Origin of the sequence: Kitasatospora sp. NPDC051984 (genome assembly GCF_044593455.1) — a bacterium.
GTDB lineage: Bacteria > Actinomycetota > Actinomycetes > Streptomycetales > Streptomycetaceae > Kitasatospora.
The window spans coordinates 100,594-126,251 of the sequence record NZ_JBIUCB010000004.1 but is presented as its reverse complement, the minus strand read 5'-3'; the positions used below and the strand labels follow the sequence as shown (position 1 = coordinate 126,251).

The following is a 25,658-nucleotide window of genomic DNA, read 5'->3' as shown; positions in this document are numbered from 1 at the left end:
CGGCGCAGCTGCTCGCGGCGCCGGGCGGGTGCGGGCCACGGGGCATGGCGGCCGCCCTCGTGGAACAGCAGGTTTTCGCGAGCCGGACTTGATCAGGCGAGCAGCGTGGGGGACGGGCTGCCACGAGAGCGGCGAACGGTCCGGGGGCCCGCCTGGAACGTACGCTTCGGAGACGGGAGACGAACGGGAGGCGGAGCGGTGGAGGAACGGTCCGGGAGCCGGGTCAGTCGGCTGGAGACGCGACTGGTGCGGCGCGGGTTCTCCGACCCCGACCAGGCGGTGCGGTTGTTGGACGAGCCGGAGTTGAGCGGGCTCGCTGCTGATCCGGTGCTGTTGGACGCGTTGGGGGCGGCGGCCGATCCGGATCAGGCGCTGTTCGGGTTGGCGCGGTTGCTGGAGGCGCTGGATCCGCATGAGCGGCACACCTTGCGCGACACGCTCACCACGTCGAAGCCGCTGCGTGACCGGTTGCTGGGGGTGCTGGGGGCGTCGACGGCGCTCGGTGATCATCTGGCCCGGCATCCGCGGGACTGGCACGCGCTGGTCACGTTCGAGTTGCGCGACATCCACCCGGGGCGTGGGGATTTTCTCGGCGAGCTGGCCCGTCGCGTTCAGCCGGGGGAGGCGGGGGCGGCCGATGCGCTGCGGGCCGCGTACCGGCGCTGCCTGCTGACGATCGCCGCCCGCGACCTGTCCGGCACCACCGACCTGCCGCAGGCCGCCGCCGAGCTGGCCGACCTGGCAGGTGCCACGCTGCAGACCGCGCTGGACATCGCCGCCGCCGAGGATCCGGAGGCGGCCGCCGCGTGCCGGCTGGCGGTGATCGGGATGGGGAAGTGCGGCGGCCGGGAGCTGAACTATGTCTCGGATGTGGACGTGATTTTCGTGGCCGAGCCGCGGGACGGGGTGGACGAGCAGCGCGCGATGCAGGCCGCCACCCGCCTCGCCGCGCGGCTGATGCGGCTGTGCTCGGACACCACCGGCGAGGGCGTGATCTGGCCGGTGGACGCCAATCTGCGCCCGGAGGGCCGCAACGGTCCGCTGGTGCGCACCCTGGCCAGCCACCTCGCGTACTACCGGCGGTGGGCCAAGACCTGGGAGTTCCAGGCGCTGCTGAAGGCCCGCCCGGTCGCCGGGGACGCCGAACTCGGCCGGGCGTACACCGAGGCGGTGGCCCCGCTGGTGTGGGAGGCCGCCGCCCGCGAGCACTTCGTCGCGGACGTCCAGCAGATGCGCCGCCGGGTGGTCGATACGATTCCGGCGGGCGAGCTGGAACGGCAGCTGAAACTCGGCCCGGGCGGGCTGCGGGACGTCGAGTTCGCCGTCCAGCTGCTGCAACTCGTGCACGGCCGGACCGACGAGGGCCTGCGCAGCGGCAACACCCTGGAAGCGCTTTCTGCGCTCTCCTCCGGGGGTTACGTCGGCCGCGCCGACGCCGCCTCGCTGGACGGCGCGTACCGCTTCCTGCGCACCCTCGAACACCGCATCCAGCTGCACCGGCTGCGCCGCACCCACCTGATGCCCACCGACCCGGCCGACCTGCGCCGACTGGCCCGCACCATGGCCCCGCTGATCAACGGCGACACCAGGGACGACCCCGTCACCGCCCTGCAACGGGAGTGGAAGCGGCACGCCGTCGAGGTGCGACGGCTGCACGAGCGGCTGTTCTACCGTCCGCTCCTCGACGCCGTCGCCGAACTGCCCGTCGCCGAACTGCGGGTCACCCGCTCCGGCGCCGCCGGGCTCACCGCCGAAGCCGCCCGGCAGCGCCTCGCCGCACTCGGCTACGCCGACCCGGCCGCCGCGCTGCGGCACATCTCCGCACTCGCCTCCGGCGTCAGCCGCAAGGCAGCCATCCAGCGCACCCTGCTGCCGGTCCTGCTCGGCTGGTTCGCCGACTCCGCCGACCCGGACGCCGGCCTGCTCAACTTCCGGCAGGTCTCCGACGCGCTCGGCGGCACCCCCTGGTACCTGCGGCTGCTGCGCGACGAGGGCGCGGCCGCCGAACAGCTGGCCCGGGTGCTGTCGGCCGGGCGATTCGCCCCCGACCTGCTGCTGCGGGCACCCGAGGCGGTCGCGATGCTCGGGGACTCCAGCGGGTTGGCGCCGCGCGGCCGGGCCGCACTCGAGTCCGAGATCCTCGCCGCCGTCGGCCGCGCCGACAGCCCCTCGGCCGGGGTGGCGGCAGCACGGTCGGTACGCCGCCGCGAACTGTTCCGCACCGCCGCCGCCGACCTGCTCGGACGACTCGACGACGACCCCGCACAGGCGCTGGACGCCGCCGGCGAAGCCCTCACCTCGATCAACGCCGCCACCCTGCAGGGCGCGCTGCGCGCCGCGACCGCCGGCTGGGAGGCCCGCAACGGCGAACTGCCCACCCGGATCGCGGTCATCGGCATGGGCCGGTTCGGCGGCCACGAACTCGGCTACGGCTCCGACGCGGACGTGCTGTTCGTCCACGAGCCGCGACTCGGCGTCCTGGACGACGACGCGGCGGGCGCGGCGAAAGCCGTCATCGGCGAGATGCGGACCCTGCTCGCCGCGCCCTCGGTCGAACCCCCACTGGAGGTCGACGCGGACCTCCGCCCCGAGGGCCGCAACGGCCCGCTGGTGCGGACCCTCGCCTCCTACGCCGGCTACTACGCGCGCTGGTCGCACGCCTGGGAGAGCCAGGCACTGCTACGGGCCGAACCGATGGCCGGCGACCTCGAACTCGGCGCACGCTTTCGGGATCTCATCGACCCGCTGCGCTACCCCGGCGGGGGCGTCTCCGAACGCGACCTGACGGAGATCCGCCGCATCAAGGCCCGGATCGAGGCCGAACGACTGCCCCGCGGCGCCGACCCCACCACCCACACGAAGATCGGCCGCGGCGGGCTGGCGGATGTGGAGTGGACGGTCCAGCTTCTCCAACTCCGGCACGGCCACGAGATCCCGGACCTGCGCACCACCCGGACCCGAGCCGCGCTCTCGGCCGCGACGGCGGCCGGCCTGGTGGAGCGGGAGGACGCGGAGGTGCTGGACGCCGCGTGGGTCCTGGCCTCGCGGGTAAGGGCCGCCGTGATGCTGGTCCGGGGCCGGGCCGGGGACAGCTTCCCGGGCGACGCGAGGGAACTGGCGGGCGTCGCGCGCTACCTCGGCTACGGCGTCGGGCACTCCGGCGAGCTGCTGGACGAATATCGCCGGACCACCCGCCGGGCGCGACACGCCGTCGAGCGGCTGTTTTACGGGGCGGAGTAGGGCGAACGCGGGCGGGCCGCTCGCGCAAGTCTTCCTGCGCCCCTGGTTTCCCTAGGCCGAGACTCTGGCGTTCCAGGAGACCGGAACCGTCAGGGCGTTCTCCGCCGCGTCGTCCGGGTCGCGGGGGAGGCGGTAGACCCAGTTGTGGTAGATGAACCGGGCCGCGACGAAGCCGATGATCAGGCAGATCTCGCCGCCGACGGCGTCCAGCCAGAAGTGGTTGGCGGTGGAGATGATCACGCTGAGGGTGACGAGGGGGTAGGCGAGGCCGAGGACGCGGACCCAGGTGCGGCGGGCCAGGAAGAAGATGGTGAGGCCGCACCACATGGACCAGCCGATGTGCATGGAGGGCATGGCCGCGAACTGGTTGGAGACGTGTGCGCCGGCGCCGGAGGCCATGGAGCCCCAGGTCTGGTGGACGGTGACGGTGTCGACGAAACCGGCGTCCATCAGGCGGGGTGGGGCGAGGGGGAAGAAGTAGAAGCCGAGCAGGGCGATGCCGGTGGTGACGAAGAGCACCGTGCGGGCGGCTGCGTAGCGGCCGGGGTGGGAGCGGTAGAGCCAGACCAGTACGCCGATGGTGACGATGAAGTGCAGGGTGGCGTAGTAGTAGTTCATTCCGACGATCAGCCAGGTCACCGAGTTGACGGCGTGGTTGATCGAGCGCTCGACGGCGATGCCGAGGGTGTGTTCGAGGTCCCAGATCCAGTTGGCGTGCTTGTGCGCTATCGCGGCCTGCTCGGGAACCGCGTTCCGGACCAGCGAGTACAGCCAGTAGCTGATGCCGATCAGGGCGAGTTCGAAGAACAGGTGCGGTCTGCGCGGGGCGCGTCGCTGCTCGCGCAGGCGGGCGCGGAGGCCGGCGGCGGGTGGCTGGGCGACGCGGGTGGCTCCGCCGGGCTTGTGGGCGGTGTGGTCCGTGCCCGGGTCGGAACCGTCGCGTGCGCTCCGCTCGGCGCGGTCGGCGCCGGGTGCGTGGATCTCGGTCGGTTCCCCCATGGACGAGAAGTCTGCCAGAAGAGGCGTGGCCGCTTGCTCATCCTCTGGTCGGGGATTCTTCACCGACTGTCCCCCTACGGGGGTAGGGGTCGATCGGTTCTCGAGGCGCATGCGGTCCATTGTGACGTGAGGGTTACCGGGGGTCGAACCGGGGTCTCGTTCGTGCGCGGATCCCAAGCGGGGCAGGTCACGACTCGATATGACTCCCGGCCGGAAGGGCTTTCGCATCTTGCTGAAACATCTTGCAGAGCGCTAGGTTCCACGCCACCCACCCTGCCCGAGCGCCCCAGAGGGAGAGCCCGTCGTGGCCGACGCCCAAGCCCGTTCCCCGCGCCGCACCACCCCGTACCGCCGTCCCGGACGGGCCTCCGTCCTGGTGGCGGCCTCGCTGATCGCCGCGACGCTGGGCGCCGTGCCGCTCGCGTCGGCCGCGCCGTCCGCCCCGCCGGCCGCGCCGTCGGATGCGTCGCTGGCTTCGACCGCGGCCCGGCACGACCTGACCCGGGAGCAGTTCTACTTCGTGCTGCCGGACCGGTTCGCCAACGGCAGCACCGGCAACGACACCGGCGGGGTCACCGGTGGGCGGCTGGACAACGGCTTCGACCCGGCCGACAAAGGCTTCTACCACGGTGGCGACCTGCAAGGGCTGATCGACAAGCTGGACTACATCCAGGACCTCGGCACCACCGCGATCTGGATGGCGCCGATCTTCAAGAACAAGCCGGTGCAGGGCGCGGGGGCGGACGCGTCCGCGGGCTACCACGGCTACTGGATCACCGACTTCACCCAGGTCGATCCGCACTTCGGCACCAACGCGCAGCTCAAGGAGCTGATCGACAAGGCGCACAAGCGCGGCCTCAAGGTCTTCTTCGACGTCATCACCAACCACACCGCGGACGTCATCGACTACGCGGAGGGCTCGTACGACTACCGTTCGACGGGCGCCTACCCGACGCTGGACGCCGACGGGAACCCGGTGGACGAGACGGCGGTCGCCGACGCCCGGGCGCAGTGGCCGGGCATCTCGAAGGACTCCTTCCCCTATACCCCGGTGTTCCGGGCGCCCGCGGACACGAAGGCGAAGTCCCCGTCCTGGCTGAACGACCCGGCGCTCTACCACAACCGGGGCAACTCGACCTTCGTCGGCGAGTCCGCGACCGAGGGCGACTTCTCCGGCCTGGACGACCTGGACACCCAGAACCCGAAGGTCGTCGCGGGGATGGAGAAGATCTACCAGCAGTGGGTGGCCGACACCGGGGTTGACGGGTTCCGGATCGACACCGTCAAGCACGTGAACATGGCGTTCTGGGAGCAGTGGGCGCCGGCGCTGAAGCAGTTCGCGGCGCAGCAGGGGAACAAGAAGTTCTTCATGTTCGGCGAGGTGTACTCGGGCGACCCGGCGGTGACCTCGCCGTACGTCACCAAGGGCAAGCTGCAGGCGACGCTGGACTTCGCGTTCCAGGAGGCGGCCCGGAAGTACGTGTCGCAGAACGGTTCGGCGAAGGCGCTGAGCGAGCTGTACGCGCAGGACTACCGGTACACCACGGCCGACACCGACGCGTACGAGTTGCCGACCTTCCTCGGCAACCACGACATGGGCCGGTTCGGGTCGTTCCTGCGGAGCGACAACCCGGGGGCGTCGGACGAGGCGCTGCTGGGCAAGGACCGGCTGGCCAACGAGCTGCAGTTCCTGACCCGCGGGCAGCCGGTGGTCTACTACGGCGACGAGCAGGGCTTCACCGGCGCGGGCGGCGACAAGGACGCCCGGCAGGACATGTTCGCCTCGAAGACCCCCTCGTACAACAGCGACCCGGTGATCGGCGGCGACGCCGGTTCGAAGGACCGGTACGGCCGGGACGGGGCGCTGTACCGGGGGATCGCCGGGTTGGCGAAGCTGCGCAAGGACAACCCGGCGCTGGCCGACGGCGCGCAGGTGGAGCGGTACGCGGCGGACGGGCCGGGGGTGTACGCGTTCTCCCGGATCGACGCCAAGGACCAGGTGGAGTACCTGGTGGCGGTGAACAACGCGGCCGGGGCGAAGACCGTCACGCTGGACACCTTCTCCGCGGGCATGGACTTCGACGGCCTGTACGGGTTCCAGGGCAAGGTGAGCAGCAGCGCGGACGGCAAGGTGACGGTCACCGTCCCGGCGATGTCCTCGCTGGTGCTGAAGGCGAAGCACAAGCTGGCCAAGCCGGCGGCGGGTCCGTCGGTCACGGTGAACGCTCCGGCCGACGGTTCGTACGGGACGGTGGCGCTCGGCGCGAGCGTGCCCGGTGGCGGGTTCAACCGGGTGACGTTCGCCGCGCAGGTCGGCAACGGGCCGTGGCGGACGCTGGGCACCGCCGACAACGGGGTGTACCGCGTCACGCAGAACCTGGACGGCGTCGCGCCCGGCACCGTGGTGCGGTTCAAGGCCGTGGTGCAGGACCCGGCGGGCCGACTGGCCTCCGCGAGCGGGCAGTTCACCACCGGACAGCAGGCGCCGGTGCCCGCGCCGAGCGCGGTGACGCGGCCGTACGCGGTGGTGCACTACCAGCGCCAGGACGGCAACTACGACGGCTGGAACCTGTACACCTGGGGCGACATCGCCGACGGCGAGGGCACCACCTGGCCGGACGGGCACGGCTTCGTCGGGCGGGACGCGTACGGCGCGTTCGCGTACGTGAAGCTGAAGGGCGGGGCGTCCGACGTCGGGTTCGTGGTGGAGAAGAACGGCACCAAGGACGTCGAGCAGGACCGGCACATCGACATCTCCGCCACTGGCGAGGTGTGGATCAAGGAGGGCGACCCGGCCGTCCGCACGGCCAACCCGGACGGGGCGCAGCCGGTGCCGGAGGGCAAGGCGGTCATCCACTACCGGCGCGCCGACGGCAACTACGACGGCTGGGGCCTGCACGACTGGACGGGCGCGGCCACCCCGACCGACTGGGGCAACCCACTGATGCCGGCCCGCAAGGACGCGTTCGGCGCGGTGTTCGAGGTGCCGCTGGCGGCCGGGGCGAGCAGCCTCAGCTACATCATCCACAACGGCAACGACAAGGACCTGCCGCAGGACCAGTCGCTGAACTTCGCCACCTCCGGCCGCGAGGTGTGGATCATCGGCGGCCAGGAGGGCTACCTGCTGCCGCAGACCGCCGGCGCCTCCTCGCAGCTCGACCTGGGCTCCGCGAAGGCCCAGTGGATCGACGCGAAGACCGTCGTGGTGCCCGCCAACTACGGTGCGGCGGACGCCCAGTTGAAGGGCGGCACCAGCGCCCAGCTGATCTACGACCCGGCCGGCGGGCTGAGCGTCGAGCAGGGCGTGCTGTCCAAGCCCGGCCACTGGATCCGGCTCACTCCGGCGGCCGGCCTGACGGACGCCCAGAAGGCGAAGTTCCCGCACCTGTCCGGCTACCGGGCGTTCACCGTGGACGCGCGCGACGCCGGCCGGATCACCGCCGCGCTGCGCAGCCAGCTGGTCTTCGCCGAGCACCTGCCGAACGGCGCGGCGCTGGCCGCCACCGGCGTGCAGATCCCCGGCGTGCTGGACGACCTGTACGCGGGGAAGGCCGCGAAGGCCCAGCTCGGCCCGGTGTACACGGGCCCGGGCCGGGGCAACGGCAGCAACCGCCAGGTGACGCTCTCGCTGTGGGCGCCGACCGCGACCGAGGTGGCGGTGCAGCTGTTCGACAGGGCGAGCGGCGGCACCCCGAAGACCGTGCCGCTGAAGCGCGACGAGGCGTCGGGCGTGTGGTCGCTGACCAAGGACGCCAAGGAGCTGGACGGCAAGTACTACCTGTACCAGGTCAAGGTGTGGGCGCCGAGCGTGCGGAAGATGGTCACCAACACCGTCACCGACCCGTACTCGACCGCGCTGGCCGCCGATTCCAAGCGCAGCCTGGTCGCCGACCTGTCGGCCGCCGCGACCAAGCCCAAGGGCTGGGACCAGCACCGCAGCCCGGCGGCGATACCGGCCGTCAAGCAGCAGATCCAGGAACTGCACGTGCGGGACTTCTCGGCCGCCGACACCACCGTGCCGGCCGACGAGCGCGGCACCTACCTGGCGTTCACGCAGTCGAAGTCCGCGGGCATGCAGCACCTGAAGGAGCTCGCCGCGGCCGGGGTGACGACCATTCACCTGCTGCCGACCTTCGACATCGCCACCATCCGGGAGAACCGGGCCGACCAGAAGCTCCCCGCCTGCGACCTGGCCGCGCTGCCCGCCGATTCGGGCAAGCAGCAGGAGTGCGTGGCGGCGGTGAAGGCCGACGACGCCTACAACTGGGGCTACGACCCGCTGCACTACACCGTCCCCGAGGGCTCGTACGCCACTGACCCCACCGGTACGGCGCGCACCGTGCAGTTCCGCGAGATGGTGCAGGCGATGCACGACGCGGGCCTGCGGGTGGTGCTCGACGTGGTCTACAACCACACCGCGGCCGCCGGGCAGGACGAGCACTCGGTGCTGGACAAGGTCGTCCCCGGCTACTACCAGCGCCTCAGCGACAGCGGCAAGGTCACCACCGACTCGTGCTGCGCCGACACCGCGCCCGAGCACGCCATGATGAACAAGCTGGTGGTCGACTCGGTGCTCACCTGGGCCAGGCAGTACCGGGTGGACGGCTTCCGGTTCGACCTGATGGGCCTGGACCCGAAGTCCACCATGCTGGACGTGCGGTCCGCGCTCGGCGGGCTCACCCCGCAGCGGGACGGCGTGGACGGGAAGAACATCTTCCTCTACGGCGAGGGCTGGAACTTCGGCACCGTCGCGAACGACGCCCGGTTCGTCCAGGCCATCCAGGCCAACATGGCCGGGACGGGCATCGCCACCTTCAACGACCGGATCCGGGACGCCGGGCGCGGCGGCAACTACATGCTGTCCTCGGCCCCGCAGCAGGGCTTCGCCTCCGGCCTGTACACCGACCCGAACGGCTCGGCCGACAACGGCAGTTCGGCGGAGCAGAAGGACCGGCTGCTGCACCAGATGGACCAGATCAAGGTCGGTCTGACCGGCAACCTGGCCGGCTACGCGTTCACCGACTCCGCCGGAAAGTCCGTCACCGGCAAGGGAGTCGACTACAACGGCGCCCCGACCGGCTACGCGGCCAACCCCGGCGAGGCGGTGGAGTACCTGGACGCGCACGACAACGCCGACCTGTACGACGCGCTGGCGTTCAAGCTGCCGCAGGGCACCTCGCCCGCCGACCGGGCCCGGATGCAGGCGCTCGGCCTGTCGCTGACCGCGCTCGCCCAGGGCCCGGGCTTCGCCCAGGCCGGCAGCGACCTGCTGCGCTCCAAGTCGCTGGACGCCAACTCGTACGACTCCGGCGACTGGTTCAACGCCGTCAACTGGGACTGCAAGTTGGGCAACGGCTGGGGCCGCGGCCTGCCGATGGCCGCCGACAACCAGGAGATGTGGGCCCGCGACAAGCAGCTGCTGGCCGACCCGAAGCTGCGGATGGGCTGCAACGAGATGGGTGCCGGCACGGCGCTCTACCAGCAGTTCCTGAGGATCCGTCAGTCCTCGCCGCTGTTCTCGCTGGCGAGCACGGCCGAGGTGCAGCGCCGGCTGTCCTTCCCGCTGTCCGGCACCGCGGGGGAGAACCCGGGTGTGATCACCATGCACCTGGACGGGACGGGGCTGCCGGGCGCCGAGAAGGGCCTCACGGTGGTCTTCAACGCCACCCCGACCGCACAGACCCAGACGGTGGCGGGCCTGCGCGGCACGGCGCAGGCGCTGCACCAGGTGCAGGCCTCGGGCACCGATCCGGTGGTCAGGCAGGCAGCCTTCGACGCGGCCTCGGGGACCTTCACGGTGCCGGGCCGGACGGTGGCGGTGTTCGTCCAGAAGTAACGGTTCCCTGCCGGTAACAGGGGTCTCACCTCCGGGTGGGGCCCCTTGCGGGGTTGGCCGGAAAGCATCGGTGCGGTACTTTCAACCGCCATGTTTAGCTGACGGCATCCCAAATGCCGGACCATGGGGGGCTCTTGAGGTACTTGTAGGGCGGTCATAAATGAGTCAATCCGTGGCATGCATCTGTCATTCGACGGGTGTTTGCTGCCACGATTCCCCTCGCTGCGAAGACAGGTAGCCCCAACTCCCGCCGGTGGAGCCCTCCCCAGGCCACCGGCAGCCCCGCAGCCACGCACCGCGTACGTGCACCGCACCCTCGCCGCGACAGGCGGCCGGGGCCCCCGCTGCGCCGCAACCGCGGCCAGATTCTCTTCACCGCTCGTGACCCCGCGACGGTCGGTAAAGGAGTCCCGAATGTCTCGCTACACGCATGCCCGCGTGAGCATGGCCGCCCTCGCGGCCACCACCGCCCTGCTGGTGACCGCGATCCCGTCGGTGGTGGCCCAGGCCGCCCCCGCCGGCCCGTCCGCGGCCTCGCAGGTCGCCGGCCAGCAGGTGGCCGCCGGGCGCGCCCAGTTGCTCTCGGACGCGGGCTCCCGCGCCCCCCAGGTCGCGCAGAACCTGGGCATGGGCTCCGCCGAGAAGCTGGTGGTCAAGGACGCGTTCAAGGACGCCGACGGCACCCAGCACTTCCGCTACGAGCGCACCTACAACGGACTCCCCGTCCTCGGTGGCGACATGGTCGTCCACCAGGCCGCGAACGGCACCACCAAGGGTGTCGACCGGGCCTCCACCGCGTCGCTGAACGGCCTGTCCACCACCCCGAAGCTGGCCGCCGCCAAGGGCCAGGCGACCGCGCTGGCCGCCGAGTCCGGCTCCGCGCTGGAGACCGCGCCCCGCCTGGTGGTGTGGGCCGCCGACAACAGCCCGCGGCTGGCCTGGGAGACCGTGGTCGCCGGCACCCAGAAGGACGGCACCCCGAGCAAGCTGCACGTGGTGACCGACGCCAACAGCGGCGACGTCATCCAGAAGTGGGAAGGCATCGAGACCGGCACCGGCACCGGCGTCTTCGTCGGCACCGTCAACGTCGGCACCACGCTGTCCGGTTCGACGTACCAGCTGAAGGACGCCACCCGCGGTGGGATGTACACCACCAACATGAACAACGGGACCAGCGGCAACGGCACCCTGTTCACCAAGGCCACCGACACCTGGGGCGACGGCACCGCCGCCAACAAGGAGTCCGCGGCCGTCGACGCCCACTACGGCGTCTCGATGACCTGGGACTACTTCAAGAACACCTACGGCCGCAACGGCATCCGCAACGACGGTGTCGGCGCCTACAGCCGGGTCCACTACAGCAGCAACTACGTCAACGCCTTCTGGGACGACAGCTGCTTCTGCATGACCTACGGCGACGGCTCGGGCAACACCCACCCGCTGACCGAACTCGACGTCGCGGGCCACGAGATGACGCACGGCGTCACCTCCAACACGGCCGGCCTGATCTACTCCGGCGAGTCCGGCGGCCTGAACGAGTCCACCTCGGACGTGTTCGGCAACATGGTCGAGTGGTACGCCAACAACTCCAAGGACAACCCGGACTACCTGGTCGGCGAGCTGATCGACATCAACGGCAACGGCACGCCGCTGCGCTACATGGACCAGCCGTCCAAGGACGGCGCGTCCGCCGACTACTGGTCCTCCACGGTCGGCAACAAGGACGTCCACTACTCGTCCGGCGTCGGCAACCACGCCTTCTACCTGCTGTCCGAGGGCAGCGGCGCCAAGGTGGTCAACGGCGTGAGCTACAACTCGCCGACCTACAACAACATCCCGGTCACCGGCATCGGCCACGACAAGGCCGCCGCCATCTGGTTCCGGGCGCTGACCACCTACTGGACCTCGTCCACCAACTACGCGAGCGCGCGGGCCGGCATGCTGTCCGCCGCGACCGACCTGTACGGCGCCAACTCGGCCGAGTACAACGCCACCGCGACCGCCTGGGCGGCCGTCAACGTCGGCTCGGTGCCCAGCACCGGCGGCCCGACCGTGACCAGCCCCGGCAACCAGTCGACCGCGCTGAACTCCTCGGTCAGCCTGCAGATAAACGCCACCGGCGGCACCGCGCCGCTCACCTACACGGCCACCGGCCTGCCCACCGGCCTGTCGATCGACGCCGCCACCGGCAAGATCACCGGCACCGCCACCGCGGCCGGCACCTACAACGTGACCGTCACCGCGAAGGACGCCGCCGCCAAGACCGGCTCCGTCTCCTTCACCTGGACCGTCAGCGGTGGCGGCGGCGGCAGCTGCACCCCGGCCCAGCTGCTCGGCAACCCCGGCTTCGAGACCGGTAGCGCCGCGCCGTGGACCACCACCAGCGGTGTGGTCGACAACTCCACCTCGCAGGCCGCGCACGGCGGTTCCTGGAAGGCGTGGATGGACGGCTACGGCTCCAGCCACACCGACAGCATCCAGCAGACCGTCACCATCCCGTCGGGCTGCAAGGCGTCGCTGAGCTTCTGGCTGCACATCGACACCGCCGAGACCACCACCAGCACGGCGTACGACAAGATGACCGTGACCGTCAACGGCACCTCGGTCGCCACGTACTCCAACCTGGACAAGAACACCGGCTACTCGCAGAAGACCATCGACCTGTCGGCCTACGCCGGTCAGACCGTCACGGTGAAGTTCAACGCCGTCGAGGACGTCTCGCTGCAGACCTCCTTCGTGGTCGACGACACCGCGATCCAGACCAGCTGACGCTCCTTCGGTAGTGCCGGTGCCCGGCAGCCGCTTCGGCTGCCGGGCACCGGCGCGTTCGCATGATGGTCAGTCAATTACCTTCACGGGAGCCGGATTTAATTCGGATGCGTGCGACGGGTCGGGCGGGTTAAGGTCCCGGCATGTCCTTCTTCCACCAGATCTACGGCTGACGCGGCCGGGGCAGTGCCCCGAGCCACGCGTCCCGCACGCCACGGCGCCCCCTGACGGCGCGCCGGCGGTGCGGTGTTCCCTTCCCAGCCCCGTAGACCGGAAGCAGGTGCTTTCGCATGACCCGTCGCGCCCATATCGCCATGATCGGCATCCCGGCCGTCAGCCACGTCCGCCCGAGCCTCGAAGTGATCCGCGAACTCGTCGCCCGCGGCCACCGGGTGACGTACTTCAACGACCCGTCGGCGGCCGGGCTGATCACCCCGACCGGTGCCGAGCTCGTCCCGTACCCGTCCACCCTGCCGGTCGCCGACCACGACTGGCCGGACGACCCGATCGGCCAGATGCGGGTCTTCCTGGAGGACGCGATCGCGATGCTCCCCCGGCTGCACGCGCACTACGACGCCGACCCGGCCGACCTCTACCTGTACGACATCGGCGCGTACGCCGCCCGGGCGCTCGCCGAGGCGCAGGGCCGGCCGATCGTCCAGCTCTCGCCGACCCTGGTCGCCTGGGACGGCTACCAGGCGGAGGTGGGTGCCGCCATCCGCGAACTGCCGGGAGCGGACGGCTACTTCGGGCTCTTCGCCGAGTGGCTGGCCGGCTCCGGCGCCACCACGGTGGACGTGGACGCGTTCTCCGGGCGGCCGGCCCGGGCCGTCGCGATGATCACCGAGGCGATGCAGCCGCACGCCGACCGGGTGGACCGCAAGGCCGTGGAGTTCGTCGGGCCGTGCTTCGACCTGCGGGCGGAGCAGGGCGGTTGGCGGCGTCCGGCCGGGGCGGAGAAGGTGCTGCTGGTGTCGCTCGGTTCGGCGTTCACCCGGCAGCCCGAGTTCTACCGGAACTGCCTGGCGGCCTTCGGCGGCCGCCCCGGCTGGCACCTGGTGCTGCAGATCGGCAAGCACGTGGACCCGGCCGAGCTGGGGGAGATCCCGGCCAACGTCGAGGTGCACTCCTGGGTGTCGCAGCGGGCGGTCCTGGAGCAGGCCGACGCCTTCGTCACCCACGCCGGGATGGGCGGCTGCGGCGAAGGGCTGCTGGCGGGCGTGCCGATGATCGCGGTGCCGCAGGCCGCCGAGCAGTTCATGAACGCCGACCGGCTGGTCGAGCTCGGCGTGGCCCGCCGGCTGGACACCGCCGACGCCACGCCCGAGGCGCTGTGGTCGGCGCTCACCGAGCTGGTCGGGAGCGAGGAAGTGGCCGCCCGCCTGCGGGAGTTGAGCGCCCGCGCGATGGGCGAGGGCGGCACCGCCCGGGCCTGTGACGTGATCGAGCAGCAGCTGGGCTGAGGCTCCTTCTCGGATCCCGCCCGCCGAGCGCCGGTCCGCCGTTGACGAACTGTCAGCGGCGGGCCGGCGCTGCCGTTTTGCCGGCCCCGGAGCGGGTCGCGGGCTCCCTTGACGGCCGTCCGGGCCGACCATATGGTCATGCCACTGCAAATTTCCTGCAAGTTTCACCCCACCTTGCAGTCTCTTGCAGTGGCACCTTCCCTCCGCGCGGACGGCCCCAACACCCCAGCCGTCGCGGCCCCACCCAGCCGCCTCCCGGTCCGCGACCTGCGTCCGCGGGCCGGGCCTCCCCCAGGAGCGCTCCCTTGCCCACCCTCGCCCCCGCCCGCAGGAAGCGCGCCGTCGCCGCCTGCACCGCCCTCGCGGCGTTCGGCCTCTCGGCCGGCGCCGGGCTCTCGCTGGCGCCCACCGCCGCCGCCACCCCGCCCGGCACCAAGGGCGTCACCGCCACCCTGTTCGAGTGGAAGTTCGACTCGGTGGCCAAGGCCTGCACCGACAGCCTCGGCCCCAAGGGCTACGGCTTCGTCGAGGTCTCCCCGCCCCAGGAGCACATCCAGGGCGCCCAGTGGTGGACGTCCTACCAGCCCGTCAGCTACAAGATCGCCGGCCGGCTCGGCGACCGCACCGCGTTCAAGAACATGGTCACCACCTGCCACGCGGCGGGCGTCAAGGTGCTCGCCGACTCGGTGATCAACCACATGTCGGCCGGCAGCGGCACCGGCACCGGCGGCACCGTCTACACCAAGTACAACTACCCGGGCTACTACCAGGACCAGGACTTCCACTCCTGCCGGACGTCGATCACCAACTACGCCGACCGCGCCAACGTCCAGAACTGCGAGCTGGTCGGCCTCGCGGACCTCAACACCGGTTCCGCGTACGTCCAGCAGACCATCGCCAACTACCTCAGCGACCTGCTCTCGCTCGGCGTGGACGGCTTCCGGATCGACGCCGCCAAGCACATGGCCGCCACCGACCTGGCCGCCATCAAGGCCAAGATGAGCAACCCGAACGCGTACTGGGTGCAGGAGGTCATCTACGGCGCGGGCGAGCCGATCCAGCCCTCCGAGTACACCGGCACCGGCGACGTGGACGAGTTCCGCTCCGGCACCTGGCTGAAGAGCTCCTTCCAGGGCGGCAAGATATCCGACCTGCAGAGCTGGGGCAGCGGCCTGCTCGCCTCCGCCCAGGCCCGCACTTTCGTCGACAACTGGGACACCGAGCGCAACGGCTCCACCCTCACCTACAAGGACGGCTCCACCTACACGCTGGCCAACGTCTTCATGCTGGCCCACCCGTACGGCTCGCCGAACGTCTACTCCGGCTACGCGTTCAGCAGCAACGACGACGGCCCGCCGAACGCCGGCGCCGTCACCGCCTGCTACCAGAACGGCTGGAACTGCGTCCACGCCTGGCGGCAGGTCGCCAACATGGTCGGCTTCCGCAACGCGGTGGCCGGTGCCGCGATGACCAACTGGTGGTCCAACGGCAACAACGCGATCGCCTTCGGACGCGGCACCAAGGGCTACGTGGCGATCAACCGGGAGAGCTCGGCGATCACCCAGACCTTCCAGACCTCGCTGCCCGCCGGCGTCTACTGCGACGTCCAGCACGGCGACCCGGTGAGCGGCGGCTGCTCCGGCCCGACCTACACCGTCGGCGCGGACGGGAAGTTCACCGCCTCGGTCGGCGCCAACGACGCCGTCGCGCTGCACGTCGGCGCCACCGCCGCCGGCACCGCGCCGGGCGCCTCGTTCGCGGTCAACGGCACCACCTCGCCCGGCCAGAACCTCTACGTGGTCGGCGACGCGGCCGCGCTCGGCGGCTGGGACACCTCGAAGGCGCTGCTGCTCGGCTCCGCCTCCTACCCGGTGTGGAAGCTGGACGTGGCGCTGCCCGGCGGCACCGCGATCCAGTACAAGTACCTGCGCAAGGACGCCGCCGGCACCGTCACCTGGGAGAGCGGTACCAACCGCACCGCGACCGTCCCGGCGAGCGGAAGGATCACCCTGAACGACACCTGGCGTCCCTGACGCCGCTCCCGGAAACGGGCGGCCCCCGTCTTACGGCGGGGGCCGCCCCCGCCGTGCGGCGGGTTGTTCACCCCTCCGCAACCGGGGCCCGGGGCGGTACGTCATAGGATCTCGAACGGCCCAATCGCCGCACCTTTGTGCGGTCGCGGCCGTTCCCGGGGAGCGCCGGCCGTCACCAGCGCGCGGCGGCCCCGGCCAAGCCCAATGACCAGGGCCCCTCCCGGCTGCCGGGTCGGCCCCCGCCCGGAGAGACCGCCCCGTGCTGCCGCAGCCCCGTTCCGCCGCCCGCCGTCTGTTGACCGCCGCCGCCCTGCTCACCCTCGCCGCCCCGCTGGCCGCCTGCGGCAGCAACACCGGGACCTCCGGCGACGCCAAGGGCGCGAGCGCCGCAGGCCACTCGTCCCCGTCCGCCGCGCAGAGCAGCAGCGCCCCGCCCAAGCCGTCCAAGGTGCTGATGCCGACCGGCCCGGCCGCGCAGCTGTCCAAGGTCCGCGACACCGGCGCCGGGCCGATCATGATGACCACCCTGGCCGGCCCCAAGTCCGGTGTCAGCGGCAAGGTGTGGGTCTGGCTGCCGCCGCAGTACAACGACCCCAAATACGCGAAGACCGGCTTCCCTGTGCTCACCCTGTACGCGGGCGGCCAGAGCGCCGGCTACAACACCTGGACCGACAACCAGCTGCCGATCCAGGAGATCGACGAGCAGATGGTCTCCCAGGGCAAGGCCCACCCGTTCATCATGATCATGCCGGTGCAGAACCTGGACTCCAACGAGTCCAAGGCCCTGGAGTGCGCCGACATCCCCGGCCAGCCGAAGATGGGCACCTGGATGGCCGAGGACATCCCGGACTTCGTCCGCGCCAACTTCCGCACCGTCAAGGGCCGCGACGGCTGGGCCGTGATGGGCGCCTCCACCGGCGCGTTCTGCAGCGCCAAGCTCGCCCTGCAGCACCCCGACGTGTTCAAGGCCGCGGTGCCGATCGACGGCTACTGGAACCCGGACTCGCCGCTGTGGAAGGGCCACGACCAGGAGCGCCAGGCCAACAGCCCCGACAAGCTGATCGCCGAGGGCACCGCCGACGTGCGGATGCTGGCCACCGCGGGCGGCGCCAACCCCTACGAGACCAAGCTGGTGAAGAACTGGGTGGAGAAGGCCAAGGCCCCCACCACCGTCGAGTACTACGAGCAGCCCGGCGGCAAGCACCTCACCTCCGACTTCAAGAAGATGATCCCGCACACCCTGGAATGGCTGACCGCCAACACCGCCGGACCCGAATCCGACTGACCGAGGTCGGAAACGGCTCCGGAAACGCGCTGACCTGCACATCAATCGGTCGTTCATTCGACCCTGATGCACTGCTCCCACCCTGGACCCCGTGGACCGGAGAACTGGACCGGGGCGCCGCAACCGCGGCCCCCGCTCCGGCCAGCCCCAGCCAGTCGTGAAGAGAGCGCCATGTCCCGTCACCTGCTGTCCGTCGGCCCGACGACCATTCCCGCCCCGTGCGAGGAGCTGCCCGCCGCGCCCGTGGCCGAACTCCTGCCGTTCGCCGGACTGCGCCTGGTGCACGCCGCCGTCCGCCGCGACCTCGCCCGGATCCCGCAGGCCCTGCGACTGCTCCAGCCCGACGACCACGAGAGCGCGCTCGCGCTCAAGCGGCACTGGGACTTCGTCACCGCCATGGTGACCTGCCACCACGAGCAGCAGGACACCCGGCTGTGGCCGCTGCTGCGCCGCTTCTCGCCCGAGCTGCGGCTGCTGCTCAACTGGCTGGAGTCCGACCACCACAACCTCGACCAGTGCTTCACCCGCACCACCACCCTGGTCGGCATCGCCACCCGCGACCCCGCCAGCTCCTGGCCGGTCTCCTACGCCGTCGAGGAACTCGCCGCCCGGGTGGAGACCCACCTGCGGATCGAGGAGCGCCAGCTGCTGCCGCGGATGGCCGACGTCTTCCAGCCCGGCTCCCGGATCGGCACCCTGCCCGAACTGCTCGACCTGCTGCGCCTCGCCGAGGGCCCGTCCGCGTCCGACGCCCTGGTCTGGCTGCTCGAAGGCGTCGACCCGATACAGATCGACCGCCTGCTGGCCGACTGCGACGACGAGACCGTCCGCCACTGGCCGCACTGGCGCGACACCTACGCCCGCTGCACCGACCGTCTCTGGGGCCCCGCCGGACAATGAGACCGTCCCGGATCCGTCCGGGACGTGAGCAGCACGACCCGGGCCCGGATGTCCCGGCGGGACTCATGTCCCGCCGGGACATTTTCGGTAGTACGGTGATCACATGAGCACCGACCAGTGGCAGCCGCCGGTCTCGCTCGGGCGGCGCGACCGCAAGTCCCGCCGCACCCGCGAGGCGATGGCCGACGCCGCGCTGCGCCTCACCCTGGAACACGGCCTGGCCGCCCTCGCCGTCGAACACGTCACCGACGCCGCCGACGTCTCCCGGCGCACCTTCAGCCGCTACTTCCCGTCCCGCGAGGACGCCGTCCTCGACTCCCTGCGCACCGACTTCACCCGGATCAACGCGCAACTCGCCGCCCGGCCCGCCGCCGAGACCCCGGTCGCCGCTTACCGCGCCGCCGTCACCGCCTGGCTGCACGACGCCGACCACCCGGCCTGGCACCGCCGCCCCGGCATGCGGGCGCTGTTCGTGCTGATCGACGAGGAGCCCGCGCTGACCGCCGCCTACCGGCGGATCGCCGTCGCCGAGGAGGAGCAGTCGATCCGGCTGGTCGCCGCCCGGCTCGGCCTGCACCCGGAGACCGACCTGCGGCCCGCCGTCGCCGTCGGCCTCGGCGTCGCCGCCCTGCACGCCGCCACCCGCACCTGGGTGCGCGACCCGGCGGGCGACCTGCCCGCCCTGATCGACCGCGCCTTCGACCTGGTCGCGGTCGAACCCCCACGCTGACCCCCCGTCGGCACACCCGCACCACCCGCGTCCGCCCCCCCGGCGGCGCACGAAAGGAACGACCACCCATGACCACCCAGGAGTTCACCGGCCGCACCGCTCTCGTCACCGGCGCCGCCTCCGGCATCGGCCTGGCCGTCGCCACCATGCTCGCCGGGCGCGGCGCGAAGGTCGCCGTCGCCGACTTCCGCCTGGACGCCGCCCGGGAGGCCGTCGCCGCCCTCGAGGCGATCGGCGCCGAGGCCCTCGCCGTGCAGGTCGACGTCACCGACCCGGCCTCCGTCGAGGCCGCCGTCCGCACCACCGTGCAGGGCCTCGGTCCGCTCTCGCTGGCCGTCAACAACGCCGGCATCGGCGGCGCCGTCGCCCCCACCGGCGGTTACGACCCGCAGGACTGGCGGCGGGTGCTCGCCACCAACCTGGACGGCGTCTTCTACTCGATGCGCTACGAACTGCCGGAGATCCTCGCCGCCGGCGGCGGCGCGATCGTCAACATGTCCTCCATCCTCGGCACCAACGGCTTCGCCGGCTCGCCCGCGTACGTCGCCGCCAAGCACGGCGTGGTCGGCCTGACCAAGTCCACCGCGCTGGAGTACGCCGGGCAGGGCATCCGGGTCAACGCGGTCGGCCCGGGCTTCGTCGACACCCCGCTGCTCAAGGACGCCGACCCGGCCGCGCGCGCGGCGCTGATCGCGCTGCACCCCGCCGGGCGCCTCGGCCGCGCCGAGGAGGTCGCCGAACTCACCGCGTTCCTGCTCTCCGAGCGGGCGTCCTTCATCACCGGCAGCTACCACCTGGTCGACGGCGGCTACTCCGCCCGCTGACCGTCCGTCGTGGGGGACCGCACGAGAGAGAGGGTTTTCCAGCCATGAAGGCAGTCCAGTACCGCACCGTCGGCAGCCACCCCGAGGTGGTCACCGTTCCCGACCCCGAACCCGGCCCCGGGCAGGTGCTGCTGAAGGTCACCGCCGCCGGTGTGTGCCACTCCGACATAGCCGTGATGAGCTGGCCCGCCGCGCAGCTGCCGTTCCCGCTGCCGCTCACCCTCGGCCACGAGGGCGTCGGTACGATCGCCGCGCTCGGCGCCGGAGTCACCGGCTTCACCGAGGGCGAGTCGGTCGCGGTGTACGGTCCGTGGGGCTGCGGCAGCTGCGCCAAGTGCGCCGAGGGCAAGGAGAATTACTGCCTGCGGGCGCACGAGCTGGGCATCCGGCCGCCCGGGCTGGGCGCGCCCGGCGCGATGGCCGAGTACATGGTGGTCGACGACCCGCGGCACCTGGTCCCGCTCGGCGACCTCGACCCGGTGCGGACCGTGCCGCTCACCGACGCCGGGCTGACGCCCTATCACGCGATCAAGGGTTCGCTGCCGAAGCTCGTCCCCGGCTCCACGGCGGTGGTGATCGGCACCGGCGGCCTCGGGCACGTCGCCGTCCAGCTGCTGCGCGCGATGACCGCGGCCCGGGTGATCGCCGTGGACGTCTCCGCGGAGAAGCTCGAACTGGCCCGCGCGGTCGGCGCGCACGAGGCGGTGCTCTCGGACGGCGCCGCCGCCGCGAAGGTCCGCGAACTGACCGCCGGGCTCGGCGCGCAGGCCGTCTTCGACTTCGTCGGCGCCCCGCCCACCACCGCGCTGGCCGGGCAGCTGGTCGCCGTCGAGGGCGACGTCAGCATCGTCGGCCTGGGCGGCGGCACGCTGGCCGTCGGTTTCGGCGCGCTGCCCTACGACGCCCGCGTCAGCTCCCCGTACTGGGGCAGCCGCTCCGAGCTGATCGAGGTCCTCGACCTGGCCCGGGCCGGCGCGATCGACGTGCACGTCGAGACGTACGGCATCGACGAGGCGCCGCTCGCCTACGAGCGCCTGCACGCCGGGAAGATCAACGGGCGTGCGGTGATCCTGCCGAACGGCTGACGTCCCGTCGGGTGGCGGTCTCCTTCTCCGGCGAAGGGGGCCGCTACCGGCGTTGGATCACCTTGACGTCCCCGCCCGGCTGCCAGGTGCTGATCAGCAGGTGGTCCTCCGCCACCTCGGTCAGGGTGGCCCGGCGCAGTTCCAGCCGGAACGCGTGGAAGGGGCCGGGCGGCGGTTCGGGCAGCTCGGCGGCGTACGCGGCGAGCTCGTCCGGATCGGTCAACTCGACGGCGTACAGGGCGAGTTTCGCGTCCCCGCCGGTCAGGCTGGTGTCCGGCCCAGGGTTCGAGTGCAGGGCGCAGCGCGGGTCGCGGCGCAGGTCGAGCGCCTTGACCGCGCCCGCCATCGAACCGAGGTACAGGTCGGCGCCGAGGAAGTCCACCTCGATGCCGCTCACCCGGGGCGAACCGTCCCTGGTCAGCGTGGCGAGCACATGGTGCCGGTACGCCTCGAAGCGGGCGCGGATGCGCGGGGCGAGATCAGGAGCCTGCTGCTCGAAGTCCTGCCAGGTCGTCATGCGCGGAGTGTAGGCCGCCGGGTGGGAAGAACCGCTGATTGTCGGCGGCCCGTCCTAGACTCCGCGCATGGAGACCTACATCGCCTTCCTGCGGGCGATCAACGTCGGCGGCCGCACCGTGAAGATGGACCGGTTGCGGGAGTTGTTCGCGGGCCTCGGGCTGGAGGGCGTGCGGACGTACATCCAGAGCGGCAACGTGTTCTTCCGCAGCGCGGAGACCGACCGGGCGGCGCTGACGGCGCGGATCGAGGCGGGGCTGGCGGAGGGCCTGGGGTATCCGGTGCCGGTGATGCTGCGGACGGTCGAGGAGGTGGAGGCCGTGGTCGCGCTGGACCCGTTCGCGGGCGTGGAGGTCACCGAGGACGACCGCCTGTGCGTGCTGTTCCTCTCCGAGCCGCTGCCGCCCGAGCTGGTCCTGCCGGTGGCCTCGCCGAAGGGCGACTGGGAGATGATCGGCGCGAGTGCGGGCGCGGCGTTCGTGGTGATGCACCTGCGCGGCGGTCGGATGACCGGCAACCCGGCCACCGCCTTCCCCAAGTCCTACCAGGGGCAGGCGACTTCGCGGTTCTTCCACACCACCGCGAAGATCGCCGCCGCCGCCCGCAAGGGCTGACCGCCGGTCAGTGCGGGTAGGCGCGGGGCGGGCGCTGCCGGGGGAGGGAGTCCTGGAAGTCGCCGATGGCGGCGGCGACCTGGCGCATCAGCACGGTGTGCTCCAGCCGGTCGAGGTAGAGGTGGCGGGCGGCCAGCGCCTCCACCGTCACACCGAAGTACATCGTCATCAGCGGGTTGATGAACAGCGCGCTGTTGCCGGTGCGTTCGGTGAACCGGACGTCGCCGAACTCGCCGCGCAGGGCGGCGGCGATCGAGCCGTGGACGATGCTCGGGTGTTCGGGGCACTCCTGCCGGGCGTGCGCGACGGCGTCCAGGTAGAGGGCGGCCTCGGGCGCGTCGGCGGGGAGCGAGAACGCGCCGAGGTGGCCGCCGTCGCGTTGCAGGGCGGCCAGGTTCTCCAGCACCAGCGCGTGGTTGACGCCGTGATAGGCGTCGATGCCGAAGCCCAGGCAGGCGACCAGCCGGGTGGGCACCTCGGTGAGCCCGGCCACGGCGGCGAGCGAGGCCATGTCCTCCTCGGGGGTGCCGAGTCCGGCCTCGTCGCCGCGCAGCAGGATGTCGGTGCCGCCATCGACCAGCAGGATCGCGTCGATGCCGAGGTGTTCGACCAGCGCCCGGTAGGCGGCGCGCAGCGGCTGCACGCCGGTGGACGGGAACGCCCAGACGGTGTCGGGCTGTTGGTGCGCGCGCAGCCAGCGGGCCAGTGAGCGTTCGGGGAAGTAGACGTCCGCGCTGCGCACGTCGGGGGTGATCCGGGCCAGCTCGGGGGCGTGCCAGACGTCCAGGTCGAGGCCGTACAGGTTGCTGAAGGAGAAGTTCGCCAGGTGCACTTCGCGCCCGGCGGCGCGCAGCGCGAGGGCGAGCGGCAGCCCCGCGTAGACGTCGAAGCCGCCGCCCGCACCGGCGATCAGGATCCGCTCGGCGGCCAGCAGGCGGGTGAGCAGCGGCGGCTGAAACACACTGGTGGTCACCGGGCGGACGGTACCAGGGCACGTTTGGCGCACGCCGGTCAGTGCGGGTACGCCCGGGCGGGGCGCAGCCGGGGCAGGTCCTCACGGAAGTCGGCGATGGCGGAGGCGATCTGGCGGGTCTGGGTGGTGCCCTCCAGCCGGTCGAGGTAGAGGTTGCGGGCGGCCAGAGCCTCGACGGTGACGCCGAAGTACAGCGTCATCAGCGGGTTGACGAACGGTTCGCTGCCGGGCACCCGCTCGGCGAGCCCGACGTCGCCGAACTCGCCGCGCAGGGCGGCCGCGACGCTGCCCTGCACGATGCTGGGACGGTCGGGCGCGGCGGCCCGGGCCTGCTCGACGGCGTCCAGGTACAGGGCGGCCTCGGGCGTGTCGGCGGGGAGCGAGAACGCGCCCAGGTATCCGCCGTCGCGTTGCAGGGCCGCGAGGTTCTCCAGCACCAGACCGTGGCTGACGCCGTGGTGGGCGTCGATGCCGAAGCCCAGGCAGGCGACCAGGCGTTCGGGAACGGACCGCAGCCCGGCGACGGCGGCGAGTGAGGCCATGTCCTCCTCGGGGGTGCCGAGGCCCGCCTCGTCGCCGCGGAGCAGGATGTCGGTGCCGCCGTCGACCAGCAGGATCGCGTCGATGCCGAGCCGGCGCACCAGCGTCCGGTACGCGGCGCGCAGCGGCTTCACCCCGGTGGAGGCGAACGCCCAGACGGTGTCGGGCTGTTGGTGTGCGCGCAGCCAGCGGGCCAGGGCGCGTTCGGGGAACTTGGGTTCGGCGGAGCGGGTGTCGGGGGTGATCCGGGCCAGCTGCGGGCCCTCCCAGGCGGTGGCGTCCAGGCCGTAGTGGTGGGTGAACGCCAGGTTCGCCAGGTGCACTTCGCGTCCGGCGGAGCGCAGCGCGAGGGCGAGCGGCAGCCCGGCGTAGATGTCGAAGCCGCCGCCCGCGCCGGCGATCAGGATCCGATCGGCGGCGAGCAGGCGGGTGAGCAGCGGTGGTTGGAGCAGGCTGGTGGTCATCGGGCGGACGGTAACAGGCACCCGGCGGCGCGGTCGCCCGGATTATGGGTCAGCCCCCGTATTGCGCCAGCAACTCCTGGGCGTCGGCGAGGTCTTCGGGGGTGGGGGCGTCGTCCTGGGTGAGGCGGTGGCGCCAGTAGCCGGTGAAGTGGACGTTCTCGCGGGGGAGTCGGCGCTCGGCCAACAGGTGCTGGCGCAGGGCGCGGACGGTGCCGGCCTCGCCGGCCAGCCAGGCGTGGCCGAGGTCGGCGGGGAGTTCGGCGGTGCGGACGGCGGCGAGCAGGCGTTCGCCGGGGGCGGCGCCGTCGCGGTGGACCCAGTGGGCGGTCAACTCGCCGAAGCCGCGCAGGGGTTGCTGTTCCTCGGGGCCGGCGGTCTCGATCCAGGCGTGGGCCCGGGCCCCGGCCGGCAGGGCCTCCACCAGGGTGGCGAGCGCGGGCAGCGCCGACTCGTCGCAGGCGAACAGCAGCGGGCGGCCGCCGTCCAGCGGGAACGGGCGGGCGAACTCGGGGGAGGGGCCGAACATGGCCAGCACCTGCCCGGGCCGGGCGCGGGCCGCCCAGTCGGCCGCCGGGCCGTCGCCGTGCAGCACGAAGTCGACGTCCACGGTGTGCAGTTCGGCGTCGTGGGCGCGGATCGTGAAGGACCGCATCCACGGGCGGCGGTGCTCCGGGACGGCGTGGCAGGCCCGGTACCAGTCCATCAGGTCCTGCCCGGGGGCGGCCGCGGGCAGCTCGGGGGAGTCCTGCCCGGGGCGCGGGAAGTACAGCTTGACCTGCTGGTCGGGCCCGGCCAGGGCGAACTCGCCGGGCGGCAGCGCGAAACTGGCCCGGACGGTGCGCGGGGTGGGGCGGCGGACGGCGGTGACGGTCAGCCGGCGGATCGGCAGGTCGGACACGGCGGGCTCCTGTCGGATCGGAGGTGGCCGGGCCAGCCTGCCGGGGCCCGCTCACAGCACGCTGTCAGCGCGCTGTCACCGCGCCCCGGCCAGCAAAACCCGTCAGTGCGAGAGCACGTCCTTCAGCGCCTCCTCGGTGCGGCCGATCACCGTGTAGCCGTCGTCGGCGGTGATGATCGGGCGCTGGATCAGCGCCGGGTGCGCGGCCATCGCCTCGACCCAGCGCGCGCGGTCGGCGTCCTCCCGGCCCCAGGAACGCAGGCCGAGTTCCTTGCCGACCGGCTCGTCCAGCCGGGCCACGTCCCACGGCTCCAGGCCGAGGCGGCCCAGCACCTCGGTCAGTTCGGCGGCGGTCGGCGGCTCCTCCAGGTAGCGGCGCACCGTGTACTCGGCGCCCGCCGCGTCGAGTTCGCCCAGGGCGGTGCGGCACTTGCTGCACCGCGGGTTGATCCAGATCTCCATGACCGGCCACCCTACCGACCGGCCCCG

At 72.0% G+C, this 25,658-nt stretch carries 17 protein-coding genes; 11 read left to right on the top strand and 6 right to left on the bottom strand.

Going from position 1 to position 25,658, the window contains the following annotated elements; all coding sequences use genetic code 11:
• The first annotated feature begins 198 nt into the window (after positions 1 to 198).
• Positions 199 to 3,240: a bifunctional [glutamine synthetase] adenylyltransferase/[glutamine synthetase]-adenylyl-L-tyrosine phosphorylase gene (locus ACIHEI_RS09795; protein WP_396606252.1), complete on the top strand. Its 3,042-nt coding sequence runs from the start codon at positions 199 to 201 to the stop codon at positions 3,238 to 3,240.
• 51 nt (positions 3,241 to 3,291) lie between these two features.
• Here ACIHEI_RS09795 and ACIHEI_RS09790 read toward each other — a convergent pair whose 3' ends face one another.
• On the bottom strand, positions 3,292 to 4,239 hold the full coding sequence (locus ACIHEI_RS09790) for a phosphatase PAP2 family protein (protein WP_396606251.1): 948 nt from the start codon (positions 4,237 to 4,239) through the stop codon (positions 3,292 to 3,294).
• 304 nt (positions 4,240 to 4,543) lie between these two features.
• Between ACIHEI_RS09790 and pulA the strand changes: the two genes are divergently transcribed.
• The 9 genes from pulA to ACIHEI_RS09745 all read left to right on the top strand — a co-directional run bounded on the left by pulA (position 4,544) and on the right by ACIHEI_RS09745 (position 21,164).
• Complete coding sequence (gene pulA / locus ACIHEI_RS09785; protein ID WP_396606250.1) at positions 4,544 to 10,075, top strand: pullulanase-type alpha-1,6-glucosidase; 5,532 nt, start codon at positions 4,544 to 4,546, stop codon at positions 10,073 to 10,075.
• 414 nt (positions 10,076 to 10,489) lie between these two features.
• Complete coding sequence (locus ACIHEI_RS09780) at positions 10,490 to 12,844, top strand: M4 family metallopeptidase (protein ID WP_396606249.1); 2,355 nt, start codon at positions 10,490 to 10,492, stop codon at positions 12,842 to 12,844.
• 290 nt (positions 12,845 to 13,134) lie between these two features.
• Positions 13,135 to 14,307 carry a macrolide family glycosyltransferase gene (locus tag ACIHEI_RS09775; protein ID WP_396606248.1) on the top strand — a complete coding sequence of 391 codons (1,173 nt, stop codon included), beginning with the start codon at positions 13,135 to 13,137 and terminating at the stop codon, positions 14,305 to 14,307.
• Positions 14,308 to 14,612: 305 nt separating this feature from the next.
• Complete coding sequence (locus tag ACIHEI_RS09770; protein ID WP_396606247.1) at positions 14,613 to 16,340, top strand: carbohydrate-binding module family 20 domain-containing protein; 1,728 nt, start codon at positions 14,613 to 14,615, stop codon at positions 16,338 to 16,340.
• Between the two features lie 259 nt (positions 16,341 to 16,599).
• Entirely contained in the window at positions 16,600 to 17,625 is a 1,026-nt protein-coding gene (locus tag ACIHEI_RS09765) for an alpha/beta hydrolase (RefSeq protein WP_396606246.1), read from the top strand.
• Between the two features lie 171 nt (positions 17,626 to 17,796).
• A complete protein-coding gene (locus tag ACIHEI_RS09760) occupies positions 17,797 to 18,525 on the top strand; it encodes a hemerythrin domain-containing protein (RefSeq protein WP_387643457.1) in 729 nt (242 codons plus the stop codon).
• Between the two features lie 103 nt (positions 18,526 to 18,628).
• Positions 18,629 to 19,255, top strand: a complete 627-nt coding sequence (locus ACIHEI_RS09755; protein WP_396606245.1) for a TetR family transcriptional regulator — start codon at positions 18,629 to 18,631, stop codon at positions 19,253 to 19,255.
• 68 nt (positions 19,256 to 19,323) lie between these two features.
• On the top strand, positions 19,324 to 20,079 hold the full coding sequence (locus ACIHEI_RS09750) for an SDR family NAD(P)-dependent oxidoreductase (RefSeq protein WP_392947812.1): 756 nt from the start codon (positions 19,324 to 19,326) through the stop codon (positions 20,077 to 20,079).
• 44 nt (positions 20,080 to 20,123) lie between these two features.
• Complete coding sequence (locus tag ACIHEI_RS09745; protein WP_387643463.1) at positions 20,124 to 21,164, top strand: NAD(P)-dependent alcohol dehydrogenase; 1,041 nt, start codon at positions 20,124 to 20,126, stop codon at positions 21,162 to 21,164.
• A 43-nt stretch (positions 21,165 to 21,207) separates the two neighbouring features.
• On the opposite strand, the gene ACIHEI_RS09740 is transcribed toward ACIHEI_RS09745, so the two are convergent.
• Positions 21,208 to 21,681, bottom strand: a complete 474-nt coding sequence (locus tag ACIHEI_RS09740) for a pyridoxamine 5'-phosphate oxidase family protein (RefSeq protein ID WP_396606244.1) — start codon at positions 21,679 to 21,681, stop codon at positions 21,208 to 21,210.
• 67 nt (positions 21,682 to 21,748) lie between these two features.
• On the opposite strand from ACIHEI_RS09740, the gene ACIHEI_RS09735 reads away from it, so the two are divergent.
• Positions 21,749 to 22,294, top strand: a complete 546-nt coding sequence (locus ACIHEI_RS09735) for a DUF1697 domain-containing protein (protein WP_396606243.1) — start codon at positions 21,749 to 21,751, stop codon at positions 22,292 to 22,294.
• Positions 22,295 to 22,301: 7 nt separating this feature from the next.
• Here the strand turns inward: ACIHEI_RS09735 and ACIHEI_RS09730 are convergent, their stop codons facing one another.
• From ACIHEI_RS09730 to ACIHEI_RS09715, 4 genes are all read right to left on the bottom strand, one after another.
• Complete coding sequence (locus ACIHEI_RS09730) at positions 22,302 to 23,267, bottom strand: DUF1152 domain-containing protein (protein WP_396606242.1); 966 nt, start codon at positions 23,265 to 23,267, stop codon at positions 22,302 to 22,304.
• 38 nt (positions 23,268 to 23,305) lie between these two features.
• Entirely contained in the window at positions 23,306 to 24,271 is a 966-nt protein-coding gene (locus ACIHEI_RS09725) for a DUF1152 domain-containing protein (RefSeq protein WP_396606241.1), read from the bottom strand.
• Positions 24,272 to 24,320: 49 nt separating this feature from the next.
• A complete protein-coding gene (locus ACIHEI_RS09720) occupies positions 24,321 to 25,169 on the bottom strand; it encodes a siderophore-interacting protein (protein WP_396606240.1) in 849 nt (282 codons plus the stop codon).
• Positions 25,170 to 25,271: 102 nt separating this feature from the next.
• Positions 25,272 to 25,631 carry an arsenate reductase family protein gene (locus tag ACIHEI_RS09715; protein WP_387643493.1) on the bottom strand — a complete coding sequence of 120 codons (360 nt, stop codon included), beginning with the start codon at positions 25,629 to 25,631 and terminating at the stop codon, positions 25,272 to 25,274.
• Positions 25,632 to 25,658 lie beyond the last annotated feature (27 nt).